At 72.9% G+C, this 13,555-nt stretch carries 10 protein-coding genes; 9 read left to right on the top strand and 1 reads right to left on the bottom strand.

Annotated features, from left to right (window positions below):
* The first annotated feature begins 136 nt into the window (after positions 1-136).
* The 4 genes from NUM_RS15235 to nrfD all read left to right on the top strand — a co-directional run bounded on the left by NUM_RS15235 (position 137) and on the right by nrfD (position 6,063).
* Positions 137-709: a type 1 glutamine amidotransferase domain-containing protein gene (locus NUM_RS15235; RefSeq protein ID WP_207125500.1), complete on the top strand. Its 573-nt coding sequence runs from the start codon at positions 137-139 to the stop codon at positions 707-709.
* Between the two features lie 116 nt (positions 710-825).
* Entirely contained in the window at positions 826-4,068 is a 3,243-nt protein-coding gene (gene fdh, locus NUM_RS15230) for a formate dehydrogenase (RefSeq protein ID WP_207125499.1), read from the top strand.
* Positions 4,069-4,192: 124 nt separating this feature from the next.
* Positions 4,193-5,092, top strand: coding sequence for a 4Fe-4S dicluster domain-containing protein (locus NUM_RS15225; protein WP_308440576.1), 900 nt, complete (start codon positions 4,193-4,195; stop codon positions 5,090-5,092).
* A complete protein-coding gene (gene nrfD / locus NUM_RS15220) occupies positions 5,089-6,063 on the top strand; it encodes an NrfD/PsrC family molybdoenzyme membrane anchor subunit (RefSeq protein WP_225918592.1) in 975 nt (324 codons plus the stop codon). Before NUM_RS15225 ends, nrfD begins: the two co-directional genes overlap by 4 nt.
* Before the next feature lie 58 nt (positions 6,064-6,121).
* Here the strand turns inward: nrfD and NUM_RS15215 are convergent, their stop codons facing one another.
* Positions 6,122-9,427 carry a BTAD domain-containing putative transcriptional regulator gene (locus NUM_RS15215; protein ID WP_207125497.1) on the bottom strand — a complete coding sequence of 1,102 codons (3,306 nt, stop codon included), beginning with the start codon at positions 9,425-9,427 and terminating at the stop codon, positions 6,122-6,124.
* Between the two features lie 111 nt (positions 9,428-9,538).
* On the opposite strand from NUM_RS15215, the gene NUM_RS15210 reads away from it, so the two are divergent.
* The 5 genes from NUM_RS15210 to NUM_RS15190 all read left to right on the top strand — a co-directional run bounded on the left by NUM_RS15210 (position 9,539) and on the right by NUM_RS15190 (position 13,526).
* Positions 9,539-10,180 carry a hemerythrin domain-containing protein gene (locus tag NUM_RS15210; protein WP_207125496.1) on the top strand — a complete coding sequence of 214 codons (642 nt, stop codon included), beginning with the start codon at positions 9,539-9,541 and terminating at the stop codon, positions 10,178-10,180.
* Positions 10,181-10,218: 38 nt separating this feature from the next.
* Complete coding sequence (locus NUM_RS15205; protein ID WP_207125495.1) at positions 10,219-10,644, top strand: DUF4267 domain-containing protein; 426 nt, start codon at positions 10,219-10,221, stop codon at positions 10,642-10,644.
* Between the two features lie 33 nt (positions 10,645-10,677).
* The gene (locus tag NUM_RS15200; RefSeq protein ID WP_207125494.1) at positions 10,678-11,184 is read left to right on the top strand and encodes a cupin domain-containing protein; all 507 of its coding nucleotides are present in this window, start codon (positions 10,678-10,680) and stop codon (positions 11,182-11,184) included.
* Between the two features lie 52 nt (positions 11,185-11,236).
* A complete protein-coding gene (locus NUM_RS15195) occupies positions 11,237-11,704 on the top strand; it encodes a DUF2871 domain-containing protein (protein ID WP_207125493.1) in 468 nt (155 codons plus the stop codon).
* A gap of 94 nt (positions 11,705-11,798) precedes the next feature.
* Complete coding sequence (locus NUM_RS15190; RefSeq protein ID WP_225918591.1) at positions 11,799-13,526, top strand: DEAD/DEAH box helicase; 1,728 nt, start codon at positions 11,799-11,801, stop codon at positions 13,524-13,526.
* Positions 13,527-13,555 lie beyond the last annotated feature (29 nt).

Here is a 13,555-nt window from a genome sequence, read left to right as displayed (position 1 = left end):
TCCGGGCATCCGCGGCGGCGCCCGCGACCCGGTACCCGTCCGGGTGTCGCGGTTCCTCGCCCCGGCATCCGGGTGGTTAGGCCGCGCTGGATGGGTACGCGGCCGGTGAGGACCGAGACGAAGAGGGGTGGCGACGATGAGTGGGGAGTTGTCCGGCCGAACGGTGGCGTTCCTGATCGCGCCGGAAGGCACCGAGCAGGTCGAGCTCACCGAGCCGTGGCAGGCGGTGACCGACGCCGGCGGTACGCCCCGGCTGGTGTCCACCGCGGACGGCAAGGCGCAGCTGTTCGAGCACCTGGACCGGGGCGAGACCCGGGACGTCGACGTGACGGTGGCGCAGACCTCGGCGGACGAGTACAACGCGCTGGTCCTGCCGGGTGGGGTGGCGAACCCGGACTTCCTGCGCACGGATCCGGGTGCGGTGGCGTTCGTGGACGCGTTCTTCGCCGCCGGCAAGCCGGTCGCGGTGATCTGCCACGGCCCGTGGACGATCGTCGAGGCCGACCGGGTCCGCGGCCGCACCCTGACCTCGTGGCCGAGCGTACGAACCGACATCGTCAACGCGGGCGGGCACTGGGTCGACGAGCCGGTGGTGGTGTGCGAGGACGGACCGAACCTGCTGATCAGCAGCCGCAAACCGGACGACCTGACGCCCTTCTGCCAGACGCTGGTGCAGCGCTTCGCCACGCTCACCGCCGGCAACACGTGAGCACCGCGGGCGAAAGCGGCACCGGGAAAGGTTTGCCGCCGCCGGCACCGGGTACCGGGACCCGGGGCCGACCGCGCCGGCGCGGTCGGCGAACGGCTGCGGGTGGAGGTGACGGCGTGGGGGTCCGGACCTGGATCGAGGGCTGGCCGGTGTACCGGCAGGCGCTAGGCGCCGATCGCACCGGCCGCGGCGCCGCGGCGAAGAGCCGCACCAGCGAGACGTTGACCCCGCGCACCGAGACCGCCGACGAGGTCGTCAAGTCGATCTGCCCGTACTGCGCGGTCGGCTGCGGCCAGGACGTCTACGTGCGCAACGGGGCGGTCACCCAGATCGAGGGCGATCCGGACTCCCCGGTCAGCCGGGGACGCCTGTGCCCCAAGGGTTCCGCGTCGCTGCAGCTGACCACCGGGTCGAGTCGGGTGCAGCAGGTGCTCTACCGCCGGCCGCACTCCGACCACTGGGAGCACCTCGATCTCGACACCGCGATGGACATGATCGCCGACCGGGTGATCGCGGCCCGGCGCGACCACTGGCAGGACGAGCAGGGCGGCGCGCGCACCCGGCGCACCATGGGCTTCGCCAGCCTCGGCGGCGCGACCCTGGACAACGAGGAGAACTACCTGATCAAGAAGCTGTTCACCGCACTCGGTGCGGTGCAGATCGAGAACCAGGCGCGCGTTTGACACTCCTCCACCGTTCCCAGTCTGGGAACCTCGTTCGGTCGCGGCGGCGCGACGACCTTCCAGCAGGACCTGCAGAACTCCGACTGCATCCTGATCCAGGGCTCCAACATGGCCGAGTGCCATCCGGTCGGGTTCCAGTGGGTGATGGAGGCGAAGGCGCGCGGCGCGACGATCATCCACGTCGACCCGCGGTTCACCCGCACCAGCGCGATGGCCGACCTGCACGTGCCGCTGCGCGCCGGCAGTGACATCGTGTTTCTCGGCGCGATCGTCAACCACGTGCTGTCGCAGGACAAGTACTTCCGCGACTACGTGGTGGCCTACACCAACGCGGCGTCGATCGTGTCCGACGACTACCGCGACCCCGAGGATCTGGACGGCCTGTTCTCCGGCTTCGATGCGGAGAACCGCCAGTACGACTTCCACACCTGGCAGTACGAGGGCCGGGAGGTGCAGGCCGCCGCGGCGCAGCGCGACATGGAGTACGAGGACCGCGCGGTGCGCACCGCCGGGCGCGGTGAGGCACACGGCTCCGGTGGCGCCCGGTCGGGCACCGCCCGTACCGACCCGACGCTGCAGCACCCGCGCTGCGTCTTCCAGATCCTCAAACGCCACTTCCAGCGGTACACCCCGGAGATGGTCGAGCAGTCCTGCGGAGTGCCACCGGAGCTGTTCGCGCGGGTGTGCGACGAGCTGACCCGCAACTCCGGCCGCGACCGCACCAGCGCGTTCTGCTACGCGGTCGGCTGGACCCAGCACACCGTGGGCGTGCAGTACATCCGGACCGCGGCGATCCTGCAGGCGTTGCTGGGCAACATCGGCCGGCCCGGCGGCGGCATCCTGGCGCTGCGCGGGCATGCCTCGATCCAGGGCTCGACGGACATTCCGACCCTGTTCAACCTGCTGCCCGGCTACATACCCATGCCGTACGCGCATCCCGACCAGGATCTCGCCGCGTTCCTCGCCGCGGAGGGCACCGAGAAGGGCTACTGGGCCAACATCGGCGCCTACACCACGAGCCTGCTCAGGTCGTGGTGGGGAGACGCCGCGACCGCCGACAACGACTACTGCTTCGACTACCTGCCCCGGCTGACCGGCAGTCACAGCACCTACGACACCGTGCAGCGGCAGCTCGCCGGCGAGTGCGTCGGGTACTTCCTGCTTGGGGAGAACCCCGCGGTCGGCTCCGGCAACGCGAAGATGCAGCGGCTGGGCATGGCGAACCTCGACTGGCTGGTGGTCCGCGACCTGACCATGATCGAGAGCGCCACCTGGTGGCAGAACGGCCCGGAGATCGAGACTGGCGAGATGACCACGGCGGACCTCAAGACCGAGGTGTTCTTCCTGCCGGCCGCCGCGCACACGGAGAAGAACGGCAGCTTCACCAACACCCAGCGGATGCTCCAGTGGCACCACGAGGCGGTGAAACCGCCCGGCGAGGCGCGCAGCGACCTGTGGTTCATGTACCACCTGGGGCGGCGGATCCGAGCCAAGCTGGCCGGCTCGACCGACGACCGGGACCGGCCGATCCTCGACCTCACCTGGAGCTACCCCACCGAGGGCGCGATCGAGGAGCCGTCCGCCGAGGCGGTACTGGCCGAGATCAACGGCAGCGACGCCGACGGCAACCCGCTGAGCAGCTACGAGCAGCTGAAGGACGACGGCTCGACCCGGTGCGGCTGCTGGATCTACTGCGGGGTGCGCGCCGACGGCGTCAACCAGGCCGCTCGCCGCAAGCCGGGCCGGGAGCAGAGCTGGGTGGCGCCAGAGTGGGGCTGGGCCTGGCCGGCCAACCGGCGCATCCTGTACAACCGGGCCGCCGCCGATCCGGACGGCCGGCCGTGGAGCGAGCGCAAGGCGCTGGTCTGGTGGGACGCCGACGAGCAGAAGTGGACCGGGCACGACGTGCCCGACTTCCCGCCGACCAAGGCGCCCGACTACCGGCCGGACGACGACGCCCGGGGCCCGCAGGCGCTGTCCGGCACCGACCCGTTCATCATGCAGGACGACGGGAAGGCGTGGCTGTTCGTCCCGGCCGGGCTGACCGACGGGCCGCTGCCGACCCACTACGAACCGCAGGACTCCCCGTTCGACAACCCGCTCTACGGCCAGCAACGCAACCCGGCCCGGGAGGTCCTGCCGCTACGGCACCCGGCGAACCGGATGCAGCCCAGCGGCAGCGAACCCGGCGCCGGCGTCTTCCCGTACGTGGCGACCACGTACCGGCTGACCGAGCACCACACCGCCGGCGGGATGAGCCGTTCGCTGCCGTACCTGGCGGAACTGCAACCGGAGTTCTTCTGCGAGGTGTCCCCCGAACTCGCCGCCGAACGCGGTCTGGAACAGCTCGGCTGGGCCACCATCGTCAGCGCCCGCGGCGTGATCGAGGCGCGGGTACTGGTCACCGACCGGCTCACGCCGCTGACGGTCGCCGGCCGCACGATGCACCAGATCGGCCTGCCGTACCACTGGGGGCCGACCGGCTACAGCACGGGCGACGCGGCGAACGAGCTCACCTCGATGTCGTTGGATCCCAACACGCACATCCAGGAGAGCAAGGCGCTCGCCTGCGACATCCGGGCCGGCCGGCGGCCGCGCGGTCCGGCGCGCCTGGCCCTGCTGCACGAGTACCAGCGGCGGGCCGGCATCACGGCAGAGACCGGGACGGAGATCTGACATGACTCTCTTCTCCCACCACCCCAACGATCCGGCCGGCTCCGCCGACCCGGCCGGCTCTGTCGGCTCTGTCGGCTCCGCCGACCCTGCCGGCGCCGTCGGGTACGGCGAGCATCCGCCGCGGATGGGGTTCTTCACCGACACCAGCGTCTGCATCGGCTGCAAGGCCTGCGAGGTGGCCTGCAAGGAGTGGAACGCGGTGCCGGCGGACGCGCTGGACCTGACCGGCATGTCGTACGACAACACCGGCGGGCTGGGCGCCGACAACTGGCGGCACGTCGCGTTCATCGAGCAGCGCCGGCCCCTCGGCAGCGCGCGCACCGGGGTCAGCCACGACGACGTCGACGTACTGGCCCTCGCCGAGCAGGGTTCCGGCACTCCGCCGGAACAGGCGCCCATGACCCCGACCTCACCACCCACCGACCGGCCGCCGCAGCCGGACGGGCGGACCGAGCTGCGCTGGCTGATGGCCTCCGACGTGTGCAAGCACTGCACCGAGGCGGCCTGCCTGGACGTGTGCCCGACCGGGTCGCTGTTCCGGACCGAGTTCGGCACCGTGGTGGTGCAGGAGGACATCTGCAACGGGTGCGGCTACTGCATCCCGGCCTGCCCGTACGGGGTGATCGACCAGCGCAAGGACGACGGCCGCGCCTGGAAGTGCACGATGTGCTACGACCGGCTCGGCGCCGGGATGGAGCCCGCCTGCGCCAAGGCCTGCCCCACCGACTCCATCCAGTACGGTCCGCTGGACGAGCTGCGCGAGCGCGCCGACGCGCGGCTGGCCACGCTGCACGACGCCGGCGTCGACGACGCACGCCTGTACGGCCGGGATCCGACCGACGGGGTCGGCGGCGACGGGGCGTTCTTCCTGCTGCTGGACGAGCCGGAAACCTACGGACTGCCGCCCGATCCGATCGTCACCACCCGGGACCTGCCGTCCATGTGGCGCCGGGTCGGACTCGCCGCCGGTGCGCTGGCCGCCGCCGCGGTCGCCGCCTTCGTCACCACCCGGAGGAGCCGATGAACCATCGCAGTCCCGACGCGCCGTCCGACCGGGCGCCCCGCCGCCGGCGGCGCGGCGGCGAGCAACCGATGGTGCCGCGCGCCGAGTTCGGTTCGTACTACGGCAAACCGATCCTGAACCCGCCGGTCTGGGCGGCCGCCGACGTCGGCGGCTACCTGTTCTTCGGCGGCCTCGCCGGCGCCAGCGCGGTCATCGCGGCCGGTGCCCGACTCACCGGCCGGCCGCGGCTGGCCCGGATCAGCGCGACCGGTGCGGCCGGCGCCGGGCTGGTGTCGTTCGCCGCGCTCATCCACGACCTGGGCCGACCGGACCGGTTCCTCAACATGCTGCGGGTGCTCAAACCCACCTCACCGATGAGCGTGGGTACCTGGGTGCTCGGCCCGTTCGTTCCGCTTGCGGGGGTGGCCGCGGCGTCGGCGCTGACCGGGCGGTTCCGCTGGCTGGGTAGCCTCGCCGGCACCGGCGCCGCGGTCCTCGGCCCGGCGGTGTCCGCCTACACCGGCGCGCTGATCGCCAACACCGCCGTACCGGCCTGGCACGACGCGCATCGCGAGCTGCCGTTCGTGTTCACCGCGTCCAGCGCCGCCGCGGCCGGCGGGCTCGGCCTGTTCGCCCCCACCGCCGAGTCGGCACCGGCGCGGGTGCTGGCCGTCGCGGGTGCCGGCGGCGAGCTGCTCGCGTTCGAGCGGATGCGACACCGGATGGGCCTGACCGCCGAGCCGTACGGCAGCGGCCGGGCCGGCCGGCTGATCAAGGCCGGTACCGCCCTGTCGGTCGCCGGTGCGCTCGGTGCCGTGCTGGGCCGGCGCAGCCGGCTGGCCAGCGCCGCCTCCGGTGCCGCGCTGCTCGCCGCGTCGCTGTGTACCCGCCTCGGCATCTTCCACGGCGGCGTCGCCTCGGCGGAGGACCCGAAGTACACCGTGGTACCGCAGCGGGAACGGCTGCGCGCCGCCGCCGACGACGACTCGTAGCCGCCGACCGGCGGTTGCGGCGAGTGCCGCACGCTTAGCTTCGGCAACGGCCGGAGGGTCAGCCGGTGGGCAGCGCGGCTGCCCAGTGCGGCGCGTGCCACCGGGTGACGGTCGCCGACGCCTCGGCGAAGTGGATCGCCGCCGCCTCGTCGTCGCCGAGGAACCGGGCCAGCTCGCCCAGTGTCTGGTTGACCGGGCGGGTCGCCAGCGAGAGGCTGGACACGCCGCCCAGCGGAGTGGCGCGGTAGGCGAGCAACGTCGGGTAGATCGCCGAAGCGCTCTCCCGGTCGCCCAGGGCGATGGCCGCCAGCGCCCGGAACGTCGCGAACAGCGTGAAGAAGCAGTCCCGCCGGATCGGTTCGCCCCACCCCCACACCTGCCGGGCCTGCTCGATGCGGCCGGTCCTGGCCAGCGCGACGGCGTGCAGGTCCCCGAGCAGGCCGGAGTCCGCGTGCAGCCGCTCGACCGCCGCGGCGAACTCGTCGATCCGTCCCTCGTCGAGTCGCATCAACGCCTCGGCCACGTGCTGGTAGGCCGCGCCGTGCGGCGAGCCCTGCCGGACCATCCGCTGGCCGACGTCGGCGTAGCGCCGCCTGGCGTCGTCGAAGTCACCGCGGACGTAGGCGAACATGGCCAGGGCGATCTCGCCGACGTCGATCAGTTCGGGCAGCCGGTACATCCGGGCAAGGTCGAGGTTCTCGCGCACCAGCCGAAGCGCGGTGTCCGGGTCGTCGGCAGCGGCGGCCGCCCGTGCCTGCACGATGCGGCCGAAGCACTGGTAGCTGGGCAGTTCCCGGGTCTCGCCCAACCGGACGAGCTCGACGCCCAGTGCCGCCTTCTGCGGCCACTCCAGGTCGGCGTCCAGCTCGCGGGAGAGGGTGGCCAGGGTCTGCGCGCGGAGCCCGTCGTCGCCGCACTCCTCGGCCAGCGCCACGGCATGTTCGGCGGCCGCCCGGGCGTCGGGATTGCCGTTGTCGGCCCGTTCCACGGCGTAGGCGTCGAGCAGCCGGCCGCGTACCGCCGGGGCCAGGTCGGGGCCGGGGTGGTGCAGCAGCCGGGTGAGCAGCGCGATCGTCGGCTCGTCCGAGGTCGCGTACGGCCGGGTCTGCCACGGGGTCGGCTCGGTCCACGCGGTGAAGGCGGCGACGACGAGGTCCTCGCGCCCGGCCGCCTCGGCGTCCTCGATCGCGCGCTGCCGCGTCGCCCGCGCCGCGCCGACCGCGCCGGCCCGGATCTGCGCCCGCAGCAACCGGCCGTACACGGCCGCCCGCTCGTCGGACCGCCGGTCGCTGTCGGGCAGCCGCTCGATGTTCGCCAGCGCGCTGTCCAGCAGGGCGCAGGCGGTGTCGTACGCGTAGCCTCGCTCGGACCGCTCCGCCGCCCGGACGCAGTACTCGACGGCCTTGGCCGCGGTGGCGCTGGCGGCGGCACCGGCGTAGTGGTGGGCGAGCGCCGGCACGTCACCGGGGGTGACCCGCTCGATCGCCGCCGCGATCCTGGCGTGCATCCGGCGCGCCCGCAACCCGCTGAGGTCGGCGAGCATGGTCTCGCGAACCAGGGAGTGCACGAACCGCACCCGGCCGGCCGCCGGTTCGTCGAGCATCCCCGCGATCAGACCCGCCTCCAGGGCGTCGAGCACCCCCGCCTCGTCGGTGTCCGCCGCCTCGACGAGCACCTCGACCTCGGACTCCCGACCGGCGACCGCGGCCAGCCGCAGTACCGCCACGACCGCCTCGGGCAGCCGGGCCAGCCGGCGCCGCAGCACGTCGCGCACGCCTTCCGGCACCTCCGACACCGCCACCAGCGCACCCTCGCTGTTGAGCAGCCGGACGCTTTCCTTGACGTAGAAGGGATTTCCGCCGGTACGTTCGGTCAGGGCCGCCACGGTCGCCGGGGCCACCGGGAAGCGGCTTCCCGCCTCGACGATCGTCGCCACCGCGGCCTCGGGCAGACCGGCCAGCGCCACCCGCAGCGGCGAGCGCCGGGCGAGATCGGCGAGCGCCTCGGCCAGCCGGCCACCGCCGTCGTGCGGCCGCAACGCCCCGACCACCAGGACCCGCGACTCCGCGAGCCCGGCAACCGCCACCCTCAGCAGTCCGAGCGTCTCGTCGTCGGCCCAGTGCAGATCGTCGAGCAGCAGCGCGACCGGCCTGCGTCGTGCCGCCGCGGCGAGCCAGTCGACCACCGCGCGGTGCAGCCGGAACCGGCCCGCGGTACTGCCCACGGGAAGCGCATCGGCGTCCGGGGTCAACACCGGTGCCAGCGCGGTGGCCGCGGCTGCCGGTACCGGCTCGGTCCTCGCCACCTGGGTCAACGCCTCGCCCCACGGCCATGCCGGCGGGGCCTCGTCGGCCACGCACCGTCCCGACGCCACCAGCCAGCCCGCGGCGGTCAGTGCCGGTGCCAGCCGGGCGAGCAGCTCCGACTTGCCGACCCCGGCCTCCCCGGTCACCAGCGCCACCCGGCCGTTGCCGCTGGCGGCGGTCTCGGCGGCCCGGGTGAGCTCCGCCAGTTCGGCGTCGCGTCCCACGAACACCGCCGGGTCGGCCGGCGCGGCCCCGCCAGGCGGCGCGGACACCGGCTCCGGGGACGTCGTGGCCGGCAACAGCTCGACCCGCTGCGCGAGGATCGCCGACTCCACCTCGGCCAGCGCGGGCCCCGGATCGAGCCCGAGTTCCTCGGCGAGCATCGCCCGGGCCCGGCGGACCGTGTGCAGCGCGTCGGCCTGACGCCCGCCGCCCCACAGTGCCAGGACGAGCAGCCGCCAGCCCTCCTCCCGCAGCGGCGCCTCGGTGGTGAGCAGTTCGGCCTCGGCGATCGCGCTGGCCGCGTCGCCGGCCCGCAGCGCGCAGTTCACCCGCAGCTCGCGGGCGGTGTGCCGCAACTCGGTCAGCTCCCGTACCGGCGTGCGGGCCCACGACTCGTCGACGAACTCGGCGAAGGCCGGGCCGCGCCACAGGGCGACCGCCTCGTCCACCAGCATCCGCGCCGCGCTCGGCCGGTCGGCTGCGCGGTCCCGCGCGTCGCGGACCAGCCGCTCGAACCGCCAGGCGTCCACCGCCTCGACGGGTAACCGCAGCGCGTACCCGGGAGGCGCGCTGACCAGCAGCCGGGCCGGGGTGCGCGGCGCCCGCCCCGGTTCGAGCAGCTTCCGCAGGTTCGACACGTAGCTCTGCAGCGAGGCGACCGCCTTCGCCGGCGGCTCCCCGGACCACAGATCCTCGATCATCCGGTCGACCGGCAGGACCTCGCCGCGCGCCGCCACCAGCAGAGCGAGCACCGCACGCTGCCGTTGGCCGCCCAGCGGAACCGACAGGCCGTTCACCTCGGCCGTGCACGGCCCGAGCACCCCAAGCGAGATCATCTCGCCGGTCAGCGTAGCCGCAGGCTGCAGCAACAGCGCAGGTCACGGGCGTGGCTCGGGTCACGGTGCGCTCCAAGTCGCCTCCAAGTGGGCCCCGGCACGCTGCCTGCCATGACCACCGCACTCCGGGCGAGCCGGCACGAGACGGTACTGGCCCACCGGGCCTTCCGCCGCGCATCCGCACTGCTGGCCACCCGGATCGCGGCGGTACGGCCCGGCCAGCCGCGCCGCGCCACGATGCTCGCCCGCCACCTCCGCAGCTACCAGCGCGCCCTGCGCGGTCACCAGAGCTGCCAGGACCGGCTGCTGTGGCCGGCGCTGCTGGCCCGCTGCGACCTGGGCGCCGACCTGGTACTGCGGATGCAGGCACAGCACGAGCGGCTGGCCGACACGCTGGCCGCGATCGACGCGGCCCTGCCCGGCTGGGTGGCGACGACCGCCGAGGACGACCGCGACCGCCTCGTCGCCGCGATCGTCGAGCACCACGCGCTGCTGGCCGAGCACGTCGACGAGGAGGACCGGGACCTGCTGCCGCTCGCCGCCGAACACCTGGCGGCGCACGAATGGCAGCAGCTGCGTGCCCTGCAGATCGCCGGTCTCCCCCGGCCCCGAACGCTCACCTACCTGGGCATCGTGCTGGCTCATGCCGATCGCGCCGAACGCCGGTCGGTCCTCGCCGCGCTGCCCCGCCGAGATCGGCTCAGCTGGTACCTCCTCGGCGGGGCCCGGCACCCCCGGTGGATCCGACCCTGACCCCTGATCCGTTCCCGCACCGTAGACCGGAGATCACCATGTCCGTCACCCCACGCCTGACCCGGAGCACGATCGGCACTGCGCTGGCCGTCGTCGGGAGCCTGTTCATCATCTACGTCGGCGTGAGCTACCTGCTGGCTCCGCAGACCAACGCCGCACAGTTCGGCCTGCCGAGCTGGCCGCACGGCTCGGATGCGGCGTTCCTGTCCGTCAAGGGACTGCGCGACCTGGTGTCCGGCCTGGTCATCCTCGTCGTGCTGATCACCGCCAGCCGGCGGGCCCTGGGCTGGGTGCTGCTGGCCGCCGCGGTCACCCCGATCGGCGACATGATCATCGTGCTGGGCCACGGCGGATCGGCGTCCACCGCCATCGGCGTGCACGGCAGCACCGCCGTAGCGGTACTGCTCGGCGCGGTGCTGCTGCTGACCGCCCCCGGCCGGGCCGGCCGGCCACCCACCGCCTGACCACCCCATCCCCGTCACCGAAGGAGCACCACCATGTCTCTGCTGGTACCGGACTTCGACGAGTCCGTGATCGTCCGTTCCGCCACGGCCGAGGTGATCGGTCACGCGCCGAGCACCGTACGGCTGCTCGCCGACAGCAGTTGCACCGGCGGCGCGCTGTCGGCCCAACGGGTCACGCTCACCGACGGCGCCAACGGCGCCACCCCGCACCGGCACACCCGGTCGGCCGAGCTGTTCTACGTCCTCGACGGCGCCGCCCAGCTGCTGTCCGGCGACGAGATCCTCACCGCCGAGCAGGGCGACCTCGTGGTGGTACCGCCGCACGCAACCCACGCGTTCGCCGCGGCGCCGGGCCGCAGCGCCGACCTGCTGATCGTCGTCACACCGGGCATCGAGCGGTTCGAGTACTTCCGGCACCTGGCACGGGTGGCGCGCGGCGAACTGCCCCCGGAGAGCCTGCTGGAGGTCCAGGAACGCTACGACAACCACTTCCTCCGCCACGCCGGCTGGGACCAGGCGCGGCACCGGCACCAGGCGTGATGACCACCACGACGCCGAGCGGCCCACGCCGCCGACGACAAGGAGAGCCCAGATGAGTGCCAGCCGAGTTTCGCTGCGGGCGTCGTACTACGCAGCACACACGTACATGATCGTGGGGGTGGTCTCCGGTCTGTTCTACCGGGAGTTCACCAAGGCACACGACTTCACCGGGGACACCCAGCTCGCCGTGACGCACACCCACCTGCTGACGCTGGGGATGCTGGGGTTCCTGATCGTGCTGGGCCTGGACCGGCTGTTCCAGCTGTCGGGGACGAAGCTCTACACCGCCTTCTTCTGGATCTACAACGCCGGCATCGCGGTGAGTGTCGGCATGATGGGCGTACACGGCTGCCTGACCGTGCTGGGCGATCCGGTTCCGGAGGCCGTACCCCTCGTCGCCGGGCTCGGTCACATTCTGCTCACCGTGGGGCTCGTTCTGCTGTTCGTGCGCCTCGGCAGGCGCCTGAAGGCTCCGACACCCGAGCGGCCGGCGGCCGAACGGTCGACCGCCGGGACGTGATCACGAGCACGTACGGCGATCGCGGTTCCCGGCCGGCCGCGGTGCAGCCGGGAACCGCGGGGAGGCCGCCGAGGCTTTCCACTACGATCTGTTGGTGCCCGATACTGAAACGACGCCGACTTTCGATGACCTTGACCTCGACGGAAGGATCATCAAGGCACTTCGGGACGTCGGCTACGAGACCCCCTCGAACATCCAGGCAGAGACGATCCCGCTGCTGCTCGCCGGCAAGCACGTCGTCGGCCTGGCCCAGACGGGCACTGGGAAGACCGCGGCGTTCGCGCTGCCGATCCTGTCCCGGATCGACCTGACCCAGAAGGCGCCCCAGGTGCTGGTCCTGGCGCCGACCCGGGAGCTCGCGCTGCAGGTGTCGGAGGCGTTCGAGCGCTACGCCGCGCACATCAAGGGGCTGCACGTGCTGCCCGTCTACGGCGGCCAGGGGTACGGGGTCCAGCTGTCGGCGCTGCGTCGCGGGGTCCATGTGATCGTCGGCACTCCCGGGCGGGTGATGGACCACCTGGAGAAGGGCACCCTGGACCTCAGCGAGCTGCGCTTCGTGGTGCTCGACGAGGCCGACGAGATGCTCAACATGGGCTTCGCCGAGGACGTCGAGCAGATCCTCGCCGACACCCCCGAGGACAAGCAGCTCGCGCTCTTCTCGGCGACCATGCCGACCCAGATCCGCCGGATGGTCACCAAGCACGCCCCGGACGCGGTCGAGGTCACGGTCAAGGGCAAGACCACGACGGCGGCCAACGTCCGGCAGCGGTACCTGAAGGTCGCGCACGCGCAGAAGCTGGAGGCGCTGACCCGCATCCTCGAGGTGGAGAACTTCGACGGTCTGATCCTGTTCGCCCGGACCAAGCAGGCCACCGAGGAGCTGGCCGAACGGTTGCGGGCCCGGGGCTTCTCCGCCGCGGCCATCAACGGCGACATCGCCCAGGCGCAGCGCGAGCGCACCATCAACCAGCTGCGCTCCGGCAAGCTGGACATCCTGGTGGCCACCGACGTCGCCGCGCGCGGCCTGGACGTCGAGCGGATCAGCCACGTCATCAACTACGACCTGCCGACCGACTCCGAGCCGTACGTGCACCGCATCGGCCGCACCGGCCGGGCCGGCCGCAGCGGCGACGCGATCTCGTTCGTCACCCCGCGGGAGAGCCACCTGCGGCGGGCGATCGAACGCTCCGTCGGGGTCAAGCTCGACGAGATGCGGCTGCCCACCGTCGAGGACGTCAACGCGCAGCGGATCGAGAAGTTCACCGCGGCCATCTCCAACGCGATCCAGGACGCGCAGTTCGCCAACTTCCGCGACCTGGTGCAGGACTACGAGCAGAGCCACGACGTCCCCGCGCTGGACATCGCCGCCGCGCTGGCCGTACTGGCACAGGACGGCAAGCCGCTGCTGCTGGAGGAGATGCCCGAGCCGCCGCAGCCCGAGCGGCACCGGCCCCGCGAGCACCAGCGGATGGCCACCTACCGCATCGCGGTGGGCAAGCGGCACCACGTCGAGCCGCGGATGATCGTCGGCGCGCTGGCGAACGAGGGCGGGCTGGCCCGCTCGGACTTCGGCCGCATCGACATCCGGCCCACCCACAGCCTGGTGGAGCTGCCGGCCGACCTGCCCGCGGCGACCTTCGAGCGGCTGGCCGACACCAGGATCTCCGGCATGCTGATCGACCTGCGCCCGGACCGCGGCGCCGGCCCTGGCGTGGGCAACCGGCGCGGCCGGCCCACCGGGCCCCGGCCCGACGGTCCCCGGGCGCCGCGCCCGGCCGACAGCCGGCCCCGCAAACCCCGGCACAAGAAGGGCGAGCACTGACCGCCTGACCCTCCGCGGCGGTGGTCCGG

The organism is Actinocatenispora comari (assembly GCF_017312725.1).
GTDB classification, from domain to species: Bacteria; Actinomycetota; Actinomycetes; order Mycobacteriales; family Micromonosporaceae; genus Actinocatenispora; species Actinocatenispora comari.
This window is presented reverse-complemented; position numbering and strand designations above follow the sequence as displayed.